Origin of the sequence: Mesorhizobium sp. B3-1-8 (assembly GCF_006439495.1) — a bacterium.
Lineage (GTDB): Bacteria > Pseudomonadota > Alphaproteobacteria > Rhizobiales > Rhizobiaceae > Mesorhizobium.
Genome location: NZ_VFTK01000037.1, coordinates 45,870 through 60,715 on the forward strand (window position 1 = coordinate 45,870; position 14,846 = coordinate 60,715).

Consider the following 14,846-nt stretch of genomic DNA (forward strand, 5'->3'; position numbering starts at 1 on the left):
CGGTCGTCGGGCTGATCGTGCGCTACCGTGGCTGGCTCGAGCCGGCGCACGGTTCGAGCACGGTGGGTTCGCCGGCCGTCTCGTCCAGTTCCCGGCAGCCGGCGGCCGTGCACAGCGTCCAGCCTTCCCCGGTGGCGCCGGACGCCGCGAGCACCAGGCGCGGCTGGGGTCCGATCCGCGGCGCATAGACCCACCAGCCGCTCCGCAGCACCGAGCCCTCCGGCGGCTCCATGCCGGCGCCGGAGCCCTTGACCTGCGCCTGCACCACCTGCAGCCCGGCCGGCGACACCGTCCAATCCTCCTGCCAGCGCGTCCGTTCCACCGAATGCGTCCAGGACAGCGTGAAGGCGGCGACGGCGAGCGTCACCGTCTTGCCGGCGGCGAGGACACACAGGCTCATGCGGTGCCGGCGGCGGACAGCCGGCGGGCGCGCCAGCAGTGCCAGCCGATCCAGGCCAGCGCCAGCACCCAGCCGATCTCGTCGGTGAGCGGCAATGCGGCCACCAGGAGCAGGCCGGCGCAGAACGCGACGAGACGCTCCCACCAAGCCATGCGGCGGGCGAGGAAGCCGACGGCGGCGGCGCCCCAGAGCACGATGCCCATGCAGGCTTTGACGACGATGTAGGCGACCTCGACGGGATAGCCGAACGAAGCCGCGATCGGGCCCGCGTCCTGCAGCATCAGCGCCGGCGTGTAGACGGCCATGAACGGCACGACGAAGCCGGCGATGGCGAGCTTGGACGCCTGGATGCCGATCTTGAGGCCGCTTTCCTTGGCCATGGGTGCTGCGGCAAAGGCGGCGAGCGCCACCGGCGGGGTGAGATCCGCCATGATGCCGAAATAGAAGACGAACATGTGGCTGACCACCAGCGGCACGCCGAGCGACAGCAGCGCCGGGCCGGCGAGCGAGGAGGTGATGATGTAATTGGGGATGGTCGGAATGCCCATGCCGAGAACCAGGCAGGTGAGCATGGTCAACACCAGCGACAGGAACAGATTGTTCTCGCCGATGGAGATGATCCAGCCGATGAAGGTGGAAGCGATGCCGGTGAGCGTCAGCGTGCCGATGACGATGCCGACGATGGCGCAGGCGATGCCGACGGGCAGGGCGTTCTTCGCTCCTTCGGCAAGCGAGTCGACGCAAATGCGCAGCGTCTCGCGCCCGCCTCTGAAGGCGAAGCAGGCGATGACGAGCGCCGCGATGACGAGGCTCAGCACATTGACGCCGAAGCGCATGAAAGACGCCGCGGCCAGCCCGAGCGCCAGCCAGAAGACGAAGCGGAAGGCGAGCGGCCCGATCAAGGCAGCCAGCGGCGTGCCGAGGATGAGCACGATGGTCAGCGCCAGGCCCATCGTGCCGGCGAAGATCGGCGTGTAGCCGGCAAACAGCAGATAGACCAGCACGGCGAGCGGCAGCACCAGCGGCCAGTGCTTCCTGACCGCTTCCCACGGATTGGGCAATTCCGCCTTGGCCATGCCGTGCAGGCCGGCCTTGCCGGCCTCCAGATGCACCTGCCAGAAGCAGGCGCCGAAATAGAGCAGCGCCGGGATGATCGCCGCCTTGACCACCTCGGCATAAGGGATGTTCAGCGTCTCGGCCATGATGAAGGCGACGGCGCCCATCACCGGCGGCATGATCTGGCCGCCCATCGAGGAGGTCGCCTCGACCGCGCCGGCAAAGGCGGAGCGGAAACCGAAGCGCTTCATCAGCGGGATGGTGAACTGGCCGCTGGCGACGACATTGGCGACGCCCGAACCGGAGATGGTGCCCATCAGCGCGGAGGACAGCACGCAGACCTGGGCCGGGCCGCCACGCCACGAGCCGACGAGGCCGAGCGCGAAGTCGTTGAACAGCGCGATCATGCCGGCCCGTTCGAGGAAGGCGGCAAAGACGACGAAGATGAAGATGTAGGCGGCCGAGACATAGACCGGCGTGCCGTATATGCCTTCGGTGCCATAGGCGAAGGTGTCGACCAGCTGCGCGAAATCATAGCCGCGATGGATGAAGGGTGGCGGCAGGTGGTTGCCGACGAAGCAATAGGCGAGGAAGATGAAGGCGATGGCCGCGAGCGGCAGGCCCATCAGCCGTCTGGCGGCTTCGAAGACCAGCACCACCAGCAGCGTGCCGACGATCAGGTCCGGCGTGGTGAGGAAGCCGGAGCGGCGGATGAGGTCGGCGTAGAAGACCCAGTTGTAGAGGCCGGTGCCGAAGCCGAGCAGGCCGAGCACCCAGAAGCCCGCCTTCGCCGCGGCGCTGCTGGCGCGCAGGTTGGCGATGAGGCCGAAACCCAGCAGCAGCAGGAAGCCGACATGCATGGCCCGCACCACCTGGCTGGGCAGGCTGCCATAGGCGGCGATGTAGATCTGGAAGACGGAAAAGGCGACGGCGATGGCGAAAGCCGCCTTGCCGGCGAGGCCTTCGCCGAAGCCAGGCGGCAGGCCTTCGACCTGTTCCTCGGCGACGGCAAGATGGAAAGTGAGCGGGTTGCCGTCGCTTGTTGTTGCGGACTTCGCTTCGCTCATTGGGTGCAGTCCAGGATGAACAAATGGCAGCGCGAGGCACCCCCCTCTGCCCTGCCGGGCATCTCCCCCGCAAGGGGGGAGATCGGCAGCTTCGGCGCCAGCGCTCCACCTGCGACGTTGGCGATTGGCGAAAGCCGCGATGACAGCCAATCTCCCCCCTTGCGGGGGAGATGGCCGGTAGGCCAGAGGGGGGTGCCTGGCGAAGACATCTCAGCTAGTCGCGCCACTCCTCCTACTTCAGCAATCCTTTTTCCCTGTAATATTTCTCCGCGCCGGGATGCAGCGCCACAGGCATACCGTCCAGCGCCTTGGCCGGATCGATCGCCTTGGCGGCGGCATGCGCGGCAGCCAGCTGGTCGAGATGCTCGAACAGCAGCTTGGTCATCTGGTAGGCGGTCTCGTCGGAGACGTCGGCGCGGGTAATGAGGAAATTGCCGACCGCGGCGGTCGCGACATCTTCCGTCTGGCCCTCATAGGTGCCTTTCGGGATAACCACGGAAAGATAGGGCGCCCCGATCTTGGCGACGTCCTCGGCCGGCACGGCGACGACGTTGATGGGAAGCGAGGTCGCGAGATCGCGGATGGAGGCGACGCCGAGGCCGGCCGACTGCAAGGTGGCGTCGAGCTGGCGGTTCTTGATCAGCTCGACCGACTCGGCGAAGGGCAGATATTCGACCCGCCCGAGATCCTCGTATTTGAGACCGGCGGCGGCGAAGATGGCGCGCGCGTTGAGTTCGGTGCCGGAGGCAGGCGCGCCGACCGACAGGCTTTTGCCCTTGAGGTCGGCGAGCGTCTTGATGCCGGATTCCTGGCTGGCGACGATCTGGATGTAATTGGGATAGATCGCGGCAATGCCGCGCAGCTTGTCGAGCTTGCCCGGGAAGCCGGCCTCCGTGTTGCCCTCGGCGGCCATCTTGACGGAATCGCCGAGCGCAAAGGCGATCTCGCCCTTGCCCTGCTGCAGCAGGTTGAGATTCTCGACCGATGCCTTTGTCGCCTGAACCTGGGTGCGCGCGCCCTCTATGCCCTTGCCGTAAATCTCCGACAGCGCGACCCCGAGCGGATAGTAGACGCCCGACGTTCCGCCGGTGAGCACATTGATGAATTCCTGCGCCCCGGCCGTCGCGACCCCGAGACCAAGCGACAGCGCCAGCGCGCCGGCGGCAACAAATTTCGTCCTGAAATCGAGCATATGGTTTCCTCCTCCTGAAACGGCCGCGTCGCCTCCCCGGCGCGAAGCTCGTGAGTTTAAACGGGAGGAGCCAAATGCCAACCCGCAATTGCAGACCTTTCTGCTTGACCATGATCTTTTCCAAAAACCGGAATCCACTTTTCGGGATCATGGTCTGGACGAACGGTTGAGTGGCGGCGAAAAGCGCCGGCTTGCGCTCGCTTGCTTTGGGGACGAAAAGATTTTCGAGGCGCCTGTCGAAATCGGCCGCGGCCGCACGACATAGGTCGGCACGCGACGATGCGGCCTTCAACAAAACGGGAGAAGACCATGCGATACATGCTTTTGATCTACAATGACGAAGCCGCGATGGCGAATGCGCCAAAAGAGCAGACCCAGCAGACCCTCGCCGCCTACGGCGCCTATACCGAGGCGCTGAAGAAATCCGGCGCTTATATCGCCGGCGAGCGGCTGCGCCCGACCCAGGCGGCCACCGCGGTGCGGCTGGCGAACGGCAAGACCAACGTGCTCGACGGCCCCTATGCCGACACCAAGGAGCAGTTGGCGGGTTTCTACATGATCGAGGCGGCCGACATCGACACGGCCATCGAGTGGGGCGCGCGTTGCCCCGCGTCCAGCAGCGGCACGGTCGAGGTGCGGCCGATCTGGGAAATGGCCGAGTACATAGCCGCCGCATAGCGAACCCTGTGATGGATGATCGCTCGGAGATCGCGCGGGCGGCGGCCGAGGCGGCCGCCCGGCGCAGCTACGGCAAGCTGGTCGCCTGGCTCGCGGCCCGCACGCGCGACGTCGCCGGCGCCGAGGACGCGCTGGCCGACGCCTTCGCGGCCGCGCTCGAACGCTGGCCGCGAACCGGCGTCCCGGCGGAGCCGGAAGCCTGGCTGCTCGCGGTGGCACGCCGGCGCGACGTGGACGCGGTGCGGCGGCGGCTGACCGGCGAGGCGGCCCGCGATCATCTGCAGCTGATGGCCGAGGAAATGGAGGCGCGCATGCGCGGCGAGGAGCTGCCCGACGACCGGCTGCGGCTGATGTTTGCCTGCGCCCATCCGGCGATCGAATCAAGCGTGCGCGCGCCGCTGATCCTGCAGGCGATCCTCGGTTTCGACGCCGCGACGATCGCCTCGGCCTTCCTGGTTTCGCCGGCGACGATGGGACAGCGGCTGGTGCGGGCCAAGGCGCGCATCCGCGAAACCGGGATTCCGTTCCGCGTGCCGGAGCAGGCGGAGCTGGGCGAGCGGCTGGGCGCCGTGCTGGAGGCGATCTACGCCACTTTCGCCGAAGGCTGGTCGGACCCGACCGGCACCGATAGCCGGCGGCGCAACCTCGCCACCGAAGGCATCTGGCTCGGTCGGCTGGTCGCCTCGCTGATGCCGGACGAGCCGGAAGCGCTCGGGTTGCTGGCGCTGATGCTGTTCGCCGAGGCGCGCCGCTCGGCGAGGCGCGGCCCGCAAGGCGATTTCGTGCCTTTGGCCGAGCAGGATATCGCGCTCTGGGACGACGGCCTGATCGACGAGGCGGAAGCCTTGCTGGTGCGCGCCGCGCAAAGGAGCATCATCGGCCGCTACCAGCTCGAGGCCGCCGTGCAGTCCGCCCATACGGCGCGGCGGCGCGGCGGCGGCACGGACTGGACGGCGATCCGCCAACTTTACGAAGCGCTGCAGGCCGTGGCCGGCTCGCCGGTGGTGGCGATCAACCGCGCGGTGGCGATCGCCGAAACCGAGGGCGCGACGGCTGGATTGGCGGCGCTTTACGTGCTTGGCGAGGACAAGCGGCTGCAGGACTACCAGCCCTATTGGGCCGCCCGCGCCGGGCTGTTGGCCAGGCTCGGCAATATCAAGCAGGCGGCCCAGTCCTACGACCGGGCGATCGGCCTCGAGCGCGACCCGGCGCTGCGGCGTTTCCTGCAGGGCGAGAAGGCGAAGCTTATCGGGGGTTAGGCAATCTGTTGAGGCCGGAGGGACAGCGCCCCCCTCTGTCCTGCCGGACATCTCCCCCACGAGGGGGGAGATTGGCCGCCACGCCGGCTTTCGCCAATCTCCGACGTTGTAAAATCGAACCAGGCGCCGAAGCTGCTAATCTCCCCCCATGTGGGGGAGATGCCCGGCAGGGCAGAGGGGGGCGCGAAGGATCTCGGCGCTGGGGCTTTTGCGCGCCCTAAGCCCCCAGCCCGTCGAACAGGATGGTCGAGAGATAGCGCTCGGCGAAGGAGGGGATGACGACGACGAGGTTCTTACCCTTGTTCTCTGGGCGCGAGCCGACGACGATGGCCGCCTGGAGTGCTGCGCCCGACGAGATGCCGACCGGCACGCCCTCGAGGCGGGCGACGAGACGGGCATTGGCGACCGAATCCTCGTTCGAAACCCTGACGACCTCGTCATAGATCGAGGTGTCGAGGATTTTCGGAGCGAAGCCGGCGCCGATGCCCTGGATCTTGTGCGGACCGGGCTGGCCGCCCGACAGCACCGGCGAGGCTTCCGGCTCGACAGCCACGACCTGCAGCGAAGGCTTGCGCTTCTTCAACACCTGGCCGACACCGGTGATGGTGCCGCCGGTGCCGATGGCGGAAACGAAAATGTCGACTTCGCCATTGGTGTCGTTCCAGATTTCCTCGGCCGTGGTGCGGCGGTGGATTTCGGGATTGGCCGGATTCTCGAATTGCTGCGGGATGATGGCGTTGGGCAGCGTGGCGGCGAGCTCGTCGGCCTTGGCGATGGCGCCCTTCATGCCTTTCGGGCCTTCGGTCAGCACCAGTTCCGCGCCGAGCAGCGCCAGCATCTTGCGGCGCTCGACCGACATGGTCTCCGGCATGGTCAGGATCAGCTTGTAGCCCTTGGCGGCGGCGGCGAAGGCGAGCGCGATGCCGGTGTTGCCGGAGGTCGGCTCGATCAGCGTGGTCTTGCCGGGCGCGATCTTGCCAGCCTCCTCCAGCGCCTCGATCATGGCGACGCCGATGCGGTCCTTGACCGAAGCGATCGGGTTGAAGAATTCGAGCTTGGCCATGAGATTGGCGACGATGCCCCTCTCCCTGGCGAACTTGTCCAGCCTGACCAGCGGCGTGTCGCCAATCGTCTCCGTGATCGAATTGAAGACGCGGCCGCGGCCGGGCACGCGCGCGGAGGTGACGGGCTTGTTCATTGGTTCGCTCCCAAGGCAATGGCATAGGCAAAAACAGAATAGGGCTTTCAGACGCGCAAGATAGGCCGGCGACCGAAAATATCCGAGTGGGGCGGTTGCTCAAAAGCACCCACGACCGGAAAAGCATTTTCCGCCGCGGCGGGTTTCAGGAATGGTTTGGCTGAATCCGGGACGGGTTGAGATTGGAGCCTACTGCCTCGCCGCGATAGCCGCGGCCGCGCCCATCATGAAACCGGCGGCGGTGCGGTTCAGAACCTTCAGCGCGCGCGGCGATTTCAGGAACCAGCGCGCCTTGGCGGCCAACGCAAGGTAGGGCACCAGCACCACAAACAGCACCGCCACGGTGAGCATCGCAAGGATGGCGTAGTCGGCGAGCGTGATCGTCTTCAGGTCAACGATGGTCGGCGTGATGGCGAGATAGAAGATCATCGTCTTGGGATTGCCGAGCGTCACGGTCAGCCCGGCGATGAAGCTCGACACGAGACCGCCCTTGGCCTTCCGCGCCTCGATGGTCTCGGGCGTGATGCCGCTGGTCCAGAAGCGCCAGGCGAGGAAGGCGAGATAGGCGACGCCGGCCCATTTGATGGCGAGGAAAACCATGCCGAAGGTCTGGGCGACGAAAGCAAGCCCGAGCACCACGGCGGTGAGATAGGTGAGGTCGCCGAGCATCAGGCCGAACGACATGGCGAGCGACGAACGGAAGCCGGAGCCGAGCGCGCGGGCGACAAGCGCCGTGACGCCCGGGCCGGGAATGGCGGCGGCGACGCCGAGGGCGGCGCTGTAAGCGAGGAATCCGGTGAGTGTCATGGTTCTGGCCTGGCGTATAGTCCTGCGGGGACCGCTGTCGAGAGCCGGGCTTTTATCATGGATGCCAGTTCGACGGTAATTCCCTCACAATGGGATTCGTTGCGCCAGTTCGACCGCGAGCTGGTTCCTTTGTGGGACGCCGCATACCTTGGAGATTGGCCGAAACGATCAGTCCTGTCGTCATTCCAGGGCGGAGCAAGGAGCGGAGCGACGCGCGCAGACCCTGGAATGACGGGGTTGGGGGACCTACCCGCCATGCGTAATGCGCCAGATCGTCCCGTTGCCGTCCTCGGTGAGGATCAGCGCGCCGTCCCTGGCCACGGCGACACCGACCGGCCGCCCCCAGACCGCGTCGTCGGAAATGACGAAGCCGGTGGCGAAATCCTCGTATTCGCCGGTCGGCTTGCCGTCCTTGAATCTCAGCCGCACCACCTTGTAGCCGGTGCGGACATTGCGGTTCCACGAACCGTGCAGCGCGACGAAGGCATCGCCCTTGTAGTCAGCCGGGAAATTGCCGCCGTCGTAGAAGGCGATGTTGAGCGGCGCCGAATGCGCCTGCATCAGCACATCCGGAACCGTGACCTTGCCGGCGAGGTCGGGGCGCGCGCCCTCGTGGCGCGGGTCCTCATTGTCACCGATGTAATACCAGGGCCAGCCGTAGAAGGCACCGTCCTTCACGGCGGTCGCGTATTCGAAGGGGATGTTATCGCCAAGCTCGTCGCTCTCGTTGACGACGCACCAGAGCGCGCCCGTCGCCGGTTGCACGGTCATGCCGGAGCAGTTGCGCAGGCCGGTGGCGACGGTCCTGCGGTTGTTGCCGTCGGGATCGAAGGCCAGCACGTCGGCGCGGCCCTGTTCAGGACCCCAGGCCTCACCCAGCGGCTGCGATCTCGCCCACGCCTCGACACCGCCCTTCGGCTTGGCGCCCATGTCCTCGGCGATGTTGGAGCCCGAACCAACCGACAGATAGAGCGTCTTGCCGTCGGGCGAGAAGGCGATGTCGCGCGTCCAGTGATGGCTGGCGGGGATCTTTGCGACGATGGTCTCCGGCTTGCCGGACGCCTCGAGGTCGCCGTCGCGATAGGCAAAGCGGACGACGCTGTTGCTGTTGGCGACATAGACCCATTGCGGCTTGTCGCCCGGCGGATAGAAGGCGATGCCGTAAGGCCGGGTCAGGCCCTTGGCGAAGACCGATTTTTGCGCGGGCTTCGCGCCGCCTTCCGCAAGGCGATAGACGCGGACCTGGTTCGCCCGGCTGTCGGCGACGAAGAGGTCGCCGTTCGGCGCCACGCGCACGACGCGCGGACTGTCGATACCGGAAGCGACCAGCTCGGCGGAGAAGCCGGGCGGAAGTTTTGGCTTGGCACCTTCGGGGCGATCGGTGACGCCGCCGCCGTTCGAGGCGGACTCCGTCACATCGGGTTTCGGCAAATCCTCAGGTTTCAGCAGCCGGCGCACGCCCGGGCGGTCGGCCTTCCAATCGCCGAAGGCCTTTTCACCGCTGAGCAGGGCTTGATCGGCCTGCTGTGCAAAGGCGCCGGTGGCAAAGACCAGCGCGAGGCCCGCAAGGCCGGCGATCCGCATCATGGCTGTCCTCCGTCATCTGCCAGCCCGCCTCAATCGATCAGGCGCCCAGAGCAAGGACATATTGGGCAAACGATCGAAAAGAGAAGCTTGCGCACGCGGATTTGACGGGCCTCGGGCTCAGGCCTCTTCGGCATCCAGATCGTCGTCGAGGCGCTTTTCCAACTCGACGAGGTCAGCCGGCAAGGGCATACCCATTGCGCGCAACTCCCGCAATTTCTCGCGCAGCTGCTCCTGGATCTCGTGCTCGTCCCCGGGCTGGTTCACCATCTCCTCAAGCAGCAGGCTGATCTGGGCCTTGAGCGATTCCAGCGCCATGTTTTTCTCCTTTGCGCCCTCAGGTGTGTGTCGAGATTCAGGTCAGGCCGACATCACCTGTATACCGATACACCTAGCGCAGCATTCGTGAAATCAGCTGCGCGGTGTAATCGACCATCGGCACGATGCGGGCGTAGTTCAGGCGGGTCGGGCCGATGACGCCAAGCGCGCCGATAACGCGGGCGTCCTTGTCGCGATAGGGCGCAACGACCAGCGACGAGCCGGACAGCGAAAACAGCTTGTTCTCCGAGCCGATGAAGATGCGCACGCCAGGTCCTTCCTCGGCGAGGTCGAGCAGCTGCAGCAGCCCGTCCTGTGTCTCCAGATCCTCGAACAGATGACGCAGGAGCTCGAGATCGGCCTGGGCGGTGACGTTTTCCAGGAGGTTGGCGCGGCCGCGCACGATGAGGCGCGCCGGCAGGCCGCTCTCGGCGCCGGCCCAGACCGCCAGCCCCTTCTCGACCAGATCCTGCGACAGCGTGTCGAGCGCCGTCCTGGTCTCGTCCTTGATACGGGCGATCTCGATGCGCGCCTCGGCAAGCGTGCGCCCCCTGATATGGGCGTTGAGGAAGTTCGAGGCCTCGTGCAGCTGCGAGACGGTGATGCCGGCCGGCAGGTCGACGACGCGGTTCTCGACATCGCCGTTCTGCGACACCAGCACGGCAAGCGCCTTGGTGGGCTCGAGCTGGATGAATTCGATGTGCTTCAGCGCCACCTCGTTCTTGGAGGCGAGCACGAGGCCGGCGCCGCGCGACATGCCGGACAGCATCTGGCTGGCCTCGGTCAGCATATGCTCCAGCGTCGCGCCAGAGCCGGAGGCGCGCACCTGCGCCTCGATGACGCGGCGCTCGTCGTCGGAAAGGTCGCCGAGCTCCATGAAGGCGTCGACGAAAAAGCGCAGGCCGGTCTGGGTCGGCAGCCGCCCGGCGGAAATATGCGGCGCGTAGATCAGGCCCAGATGCTCGAGATCGCTCATCACGTTGCGGATGGTGGCGGGCGACAGCGAGGAGGGCAGGATGCGCGACAGGCTGCGCGAGCCGACCGGCTCGCCGTCGCGCAGGTAGGAATCGACAATCCGCCGGAAGATATCGCGCGAGCGCATGTCCAGTGATTGAAGTACCGGCGACTGCGACGTCGGATCGACTGGTTTGTTCATTCCGGCGAGAAACCTCCTTCCGAAAGATATAGACTTAAGCCACAGCGGCGCAACCCGGTGCCGCGTTTGCGGTCGCCCGGCCCGTTTTCCCGCGCGGCGTCCTTTTTCTTTGCGACTTGCCCCGCATGCGTCTACAAGCCGGCCACGATTCCGCAAAACGACAAGAAAGAAGGCCGAATGCGCCCCTCCAAACGCCAAGCCGACGAAATGCGCGCCATCTCCTTCGAACGCGGCGTCTCCAAGCATGCCGAAGGCTCGTGCCTGGTGAAGTTCGGCGACACGCATGTCTTGTGCACGGCGAGCCTGGAGGAAAAAGTGCCGTCCTGGATGCGCAATTCCGGCAAGGGCTGGGTGACGGCGGAATACGGCATGCTGCCGCGCTCGACCGGCGAGCGCATGCGGCGCGAGGCCTCGGCCGGCAAGCAGGGCGGCCGCACGCTCGAGATCCAGCGGCTGATCGGCCGGAGCTTGCGCGCCGTGGTCGACCTGCAGGCGCTGGGCGAACAGCAGATCACCGTCGACTGCGACGTCATCCAGGCCGATGGCGGCACCCGCACCGCCTCGATCACCGGCGGCTGGGTGGCGCTCTACGATTGCCTGCGCTGGATGGAAGCGCGCCAGATGGTGAGCGTCTCCAAGGTGCTGAAGGACCATGTCGCGGCGATTTCCTGCGGCATCCATGACGGCCAGCCGGTCATCGATCTCGATTACCTCGAGGATTCCTCGGCCGGCACCGACGCCAATTTCGTCATGACGGGCAAAGGCGGCATCGTCGAGATCCAGGGCACGGCGGAAGGCGAGCCGTTTTCCGAGGAGCAGTTCGCGGCGCTGATGGGGCTGGCGAAGAAGGGTATCTCGCGGTTGGTGAGCTTGCAGCAGATGGCGGTGGCCTGACGTTGAATGCGATGAGGTCGGCGATCCTTCACACCCCCCTCTGGCCTGCCGGCCATCTCCCCCGCAGGGGGGGAGATCAGGTGTTGTCTCGGCCTTCGCCAATCTCCAACGCTGAAAGGTTTGCGGCGGCGCCGAAGCTGCTGATCTCCCCCCTTGCGGGGGAGATGGCCGGCAGGCCAGAGGGGGGTGCCTCGTGACTCCCTCGGCAATTTTGGAATCGGCGCTCTATGTGACGGATCTCAATGCCGCCGAAGCCTTCTACCGCGACATCATCGGCCTCGAAGCCTTGGGCAAGATCGAAGGGCGCCACGTCTTTTTCCGCTGCGGCAACGGCGTATTGCTTCTCTTCAACGCGGAGGCGACGAAGATCCCGCCGGCGCCCGATGCCAGGCTGAAGGTGCCGCCGCACGGCACGGCCGGCGAAGGGCACCTCTGCTTCGCCGCGACCGCCGATGAGATCGCCGCATGGCGCAAGCATCTCACGGCCAAGAACATCGCCATCGAAAGCGATTTCGAGTGGCCGCAGGGCGGGCATTCGATCTATATCCGCGACCCGTCGGGCAATTCGATCGAGTTCGCCGAGCCAAGGATCTGGGGTCTTTGATGCATTCCCTCAATGGACAGAAGATCGTCGTCGCCAGCCACAATGAAGGCAAGCTGCGCGAATTCGCCGACCTGATGGCGCCGTTCGGCTTCGAGGCGAAATCGGCCAAGGAATACGGCCTGCCCGAACCTGACGAGACCGGCACCACCTTCGAGGAGAACGCCTATATCAAGGCATACGCAGCCGCCAAGGCCACCGGCCTGCCGGCGCTGTCGGACGATTCAGGCCTCTGCGTCGACGCGCTCGACGGCGCGCCGGGGGTCTACACCGCCAACTGGGCCGAGAAGCCCGATGGCAGCAGGGATTTCGGCATGGCCATGCAAAAGACGGAAACGGCGCTGCAGCAAGCCCGCGCGACCGAGCCCGTCCAGCGCACCGGCCGCTTCGTCGCCGTCATCTGCCTGGCATTTCCGGACGGCGAAGCCGAATATTATCGCGGCGAGGCGGAAGGCACGCTTGTCTGGCCGCCGCGCGGCACGCTCGGCTTCGGCTACGATCCGGTGTTCCTGCCCAACGGTTTCGACAAGACTTTCGGCGAGATGAGCGCGCAAGAAAAGCATGGCTGGAAGCCCGGCCAGGCCACGGCGCTTTCGCACCGCGCCCGCGCCTTCCAGAAATTCGCGCAAGCACGCCTTGATCTGGCGCGACCAGGATCGGCATGAGCGCGGTCACCATACCGCTCGACCGGAGCCCCGGCTTCGGCGTCTACATCCACTGGCCGTTCTGCGCGGCCAAGTGCCCTTATTGCGACTTCAACAGCCATGTCCGCCACCAGCCGGTCGACCAGGAGCGCTTTGCCCGCGCCTTCGAGACGGAGCTTGCGACCATGCGCGACCGCACCGGCCCGCGCGAGGTGACCAGCATTTTTCTCGGCGGCGGCACGCCGTCGCTGATGAAGCCGGAAACGGTGGCTGCCGTCCTGGAGGCCGTGGCGAGGAACTGGACGGTGCCGGCCGGCATCGAGGTGACGCTGGAAGCCAACCCATCCTCGGTCGAGGCCGAGCGCTTCCGCGGCTACCGCGCCGCCGGCGTCAACCGCGTCTCGCTCGGCGTGCAGGCGCTCAACGACAAGGATCTGCGCTTCCTCGGCCGGCTGCACAATGTCGAGGAGGCGCTGCACGCCATTGGCCTCGCGCGCGAAATATTTCCGCGCCTCTCCTTCGACCTGATCTATGCGCGACCCGGCCAGACGCCGGAGGCGTGGGGAGCGGAGCTGGAGCAGGCGATCGGCTATGCCGTCGACCATCTTTCGCTTTATCAGCTGACCATCGAGGAGGGCACGCCCTTCCACGCGCTTTACGCGGCACGCAAATTCACGCTGCCCGACAATGACCATGCCGCCGACCTCTACGCGCTGACGCAGGAGTTGACGGCGGCGCATGGCCTGCCGGCCTATGAGATTTCCAACCACGCCCGACCGGGCGCCGAGAGCCGGCACAATCTGACCTATTGGCGCTACGGCGAATATGTCGGCGTCGGTCCGGGCGCGCATGGCCGCTTCGTCGAGAACGGCCGCCGCACGGTGACGATAGCGGAAAGAATGCCTGAGACCTGGGCCAATCTGGTCGAGGCCAAAGGCCACGGCGTTACCGGCGGCGAGATCCTGACGCGTTCCGAAGAGGCGGACGAGTTCCTGCTGATGGGCCTGAGGCTTGCCGAAGGCATCGACCTGCAGCGCTACGAGGCGCTCTCGGGTCGCGGCCTTTCAAGCGCGCGGCTCTCGGTATTGCAGGAAGAAGGCCTGGTGGCGCCTGTCGGCAACGCTCGCCTGCGTGCCACGACCGCCGGCATGATCGTGCTGGATGCGGTGGTGGCGGATCTGGCGCGGTAGAGCAGCGGCCAACGGATTTGTCAGTCTGCGCGATGATGTTAGATATTTGGCTTGCCTAGCCGAATGCCATTTTCCATGCATCCAATGGGACCTGCAATGAAGTTCCTGATCCATGAGACGCTGCGAACTTTAAACACGGATGATGTTTTTGAGTTTGGATTGACCGAGATTTCGAAATCCCATGAGCATCCCGACCTCTATGAAGCAGTGACCGTGTTCATCAGAAACCGGAAATCGCAGAAACACAAAACGTCGGGCTTGAGCGAGTTTGACGTCGTGCGCAGTTTCATGACTTATGTTGGGATAAATTTGAGGGCAATCGCAAAAGACGATACGATAGAATTCGACTTGAACGGGCTTACTCGGGATCAGTACATACCGCTTACGAAATCAATACGCGAGATTATGGACGAGTAGCGCTGGTCCCTCCATAGGATATCTGCTCGCTTTGAAGAACGTGCTTTTCGTCTGCAGCCAGAACCGGCTGCGCAGCCCGACTGCCGAGCAGGTGTTTTCCAAACGCCGCGACATCGAGGTCGAATCGGCCGGCACCAATCACGACGCCGACAACCCGCTGACGCATGAGATGGTCGCCTGGGCCGACATCATCTTCGTGATGGAGAAGGCGCACCGCGCCAAGCTGCAGAAGAAATTCCGGTCGAGCCTGAAGGGCGCCAGGGTGATCTGCCTCGACATTCCGGACGATTACGACTTCATGGACCCGGAGCTGGTGCGGTTGCTGGAAGTGAGGGTCGGCAGGCATCTCTGCAGGCATCTCTGAGGATGTGGCGCTTCCCGGCGC

The 14,846-nt window shown here is 65.6% G+C and carries 16 protein-coding genes; 8 read left to right on the forward strand and 8 right to left on the reverse strand.

Going from position 1 to position 14,846, the window contains the following annotated elements:
• Positions 1 to 22: 22 nt before the first annotated feature.
• The 3 genes from FJ424_RS27265 to FJ424_RS27280 form a co-directional block, all read right to left on the reverse strand.
• Positions 23 to 400: a DUF1850 domain-containing protein gene (locus FJ424_RS27265; RefSeq protein ID WP_140658197.1), complete on the reverse strand. Its 378-nt coding sequence runs from the start codon at positions 398 to 400 to the stop codon at positions 23 to 25.
• Positions 397 to 2,523 (reverse strand): TRAP transporter permease, encoded by a 2,127-nt coding sequence (locus tag FJ424_RS27270; RefSeq protein WP_140658199.1) that lies wholly within the window; start codon positions 2,521 to 2,523, stop codon positions 397 to 399. The genes FJ424_RS27265 and FJ424_RS27270 overlap by 4 nt, the downstream gene beginning before the upstream one ends.
• Before the next feature lie 232 nt (positions 2,524 to 2,755).
• Positions 2,756 to 3,715 (reverse strand): TAXI family TRAP transporter solute-binding subunit, encoded by a 960-nt coding sequence (locus FJ424_RS27280; protein ID WP_140658200.1) that lies wholly within the window; start codon positions 3,713 to 3,715, stop codon positions 2,756 to 2,758.
• Positions 3,716 to 4,024: 309 nt separating this feature from the next.
• Here FJ424_RS27280 and FJ424_RS27285 point away from each other — a divergent pair, with 309 nt between their 5' ends.
• Positions 4,025 to 4,393, forward strand: coding sequence for a YciI family protein (locus FJ424_RS27285; protein ID WP_140658202.1), 369 nt, complete (start codon positions 4,025 to 4,027; stop codon positions 4,391 to 4,393).
• Positions 4,394 to 4,404: 11 nt separating this feature from the next.
• Positions 4,405 to 5,652 carry an RNA polymerase sigma factor gene (locus FJ424_RS27290; protein WP_140658204.1) on the forward strand — a complete coding sequence of 416 codons (1,248 nt, stop codon included), beginning with the start codon at positions 4,405 to 4,407 and terminating at the stop codon, positions 5,650 to 5,652.
• A 217-nt stretch (positions 5,653 to 5,869) separates the two neighbouring features.
• On the opposite strand, the gene cysK is transcribed toward FJ424_RS27290, so the two are convergent.
• The 5 genes from cysK to hrcA all read right to left on the reverse strand — a co-directional run bounded on the left by cysK (position 5,870) and on the right by hrcA (position 10,715).
• Positions 5,870 to 6,850 carry a cysteine synthase A gene (gene cysK / locus FJ424_RS27300; RefSeq protein WP_140658206.1) on the reverse strand — a complete coding sequence of 327 codons (981 nt, stop codon included), beginning with the start codon at positions 6,848 to 6,850 and terminating at the stop codon, positions 5,870 to 5,872.
• A 189-nt stretch (positions 6,851 to 7,039) separates the two neighbouring features.
• Positions 7,040 to 7,657: a LysE family translocator gene (locus tag FJ424_RS27305; protein WP_140658207.1), complete on the reverse strand. Its 618-nt coding sequence runs from the start codon at positions 7,655 to 7,657 to the stop codon at positions 7,040 to 7,042.
• Positions 7,658 to 7,903: 246 nt separating this feature from the next.
• On the reverse strand, positions 7,904 to 9,244 hold the full coding sequence (locus FJ424_RS27310) for a sorbosone dehydrogenase family protein (protein WP_140658208.1): 1,341 nt from the start codon (positions 9,242 to 9,244) through the stop codon (positions 7,904 to 7,906).
• Between the two features lie 117 nt (positions 9,245 to 9,361).
• Positions 9,362 to 9,559 (reverse strand): hypothetical protein, encoded by a 198-nt coding sequence (locus tag FJ424_RS27315; RefSeq protein WP_140645937.1) that lies wholly within the window; start codon positions 9,557 to 9,559, stop codon positions 9,362 to 9,364.
• Positions 9,560 to 9,632: 73 nt separating this feature from the next.
• Complete coding sequence (hrcA, locus tag FJ424_RS27320) at positions 9,633 to 10,715, reverse strand: heat-inducible transcriptional repressor HrcA (RefSeq protein WP_140658212.1); 1,083 nt, start codon at positions 10,713 to 10,715, stop codon at positions 9,633 to 9,635.
• Positions 10,716 to 10,892: 177 nt separating this feature from the next.
• Between hrcA and rph the strand changes: the two genes are divergently transcribed.
• The 6 genes from rph (at position 10,893) to FJ424_RS27355 (ending at position 14,825) form a co-directional block, all read left to right on the forward strand.
• Positions 10,893 to 11,609, forward strand: coding sequence for a ribonuclease PH (gene rph, locus FJ424_RS27325; RefSeq protein WP_140658214.1), 717 nt, complete (start codon positions 10,893 to 10,895; stop codon positions 11,607 to 11,609).
• A 193-nt stretch (positions 11,610 to 11,802) separates the two neighbouring features.
• Positions 11,803 to 12,213 carry a VOC family protein gene (locus tag FJ424_RS27335; protein WP_140658218.1) on the forward strand — a complete coding sequence of 137 codons (411 nt, stop codon included), beginning with the start codon at positions 11,803 to 11,805 and terminating at the stop codon, positions 12,211 to 12,213.
• Complete coding sequence (gene rdgB / locus FJ424_RS27340) at positions 12,213 to 12,875, forward strand: RdgB/HAM1 family non-canonical purine NTP pyrophosphatase (protein WP_140658220.1); 663 nt, start codon at positions 12,213 to 12,215, stop codon at positions 12,873 to 12,875. Before FJ424_RS27335 ends, rdgB begins: the two co-directional genes overlap by 1 nt.
• On the forward strand, positions 12,872 to 14,044 hold the full coding sequence (gene hemW, locus FJ424_RS27345) for a radical SAM family heme chaperone HemW (RefSeq protein ID WP_140658222.1): 1,173 nt from the start codon (positions 12,872 to 12,874) through the stop codon (positions 14,042 to 14,044). Before rdgB ends, hemW begins: the two co-directional genes overlap by 4 nt.
• A gap of 96 nt (positions 14,045 to 14,140) precedes the next feature.
• Positions 14,141 to 14,461, forward strand: a complete 321-nt coding sequence (locus FJ424_RS27350; protein WP_140658224.1) for a hypothetical protein — start codon at positions 14,141 to 14,143, stop codon at positions 14,459 to 14,461.
• A 31-nt stretch (positions 14,462 to 14,492) separates the two neighbouring features.
• Positions 14,493 to 14,825, forward strand: coding sequence for a low molecular weight protein tyrosine phosphatase family protein (locus FJ424_RS27355; protein ID WP_140658226.1), 333 nt, complete (start codon positions 14,493 to 14,495; stop codon positions 14,823 to 14,825).
• Positions 14,826 to 14,846 lie beyond the last annotated feature (21 nt).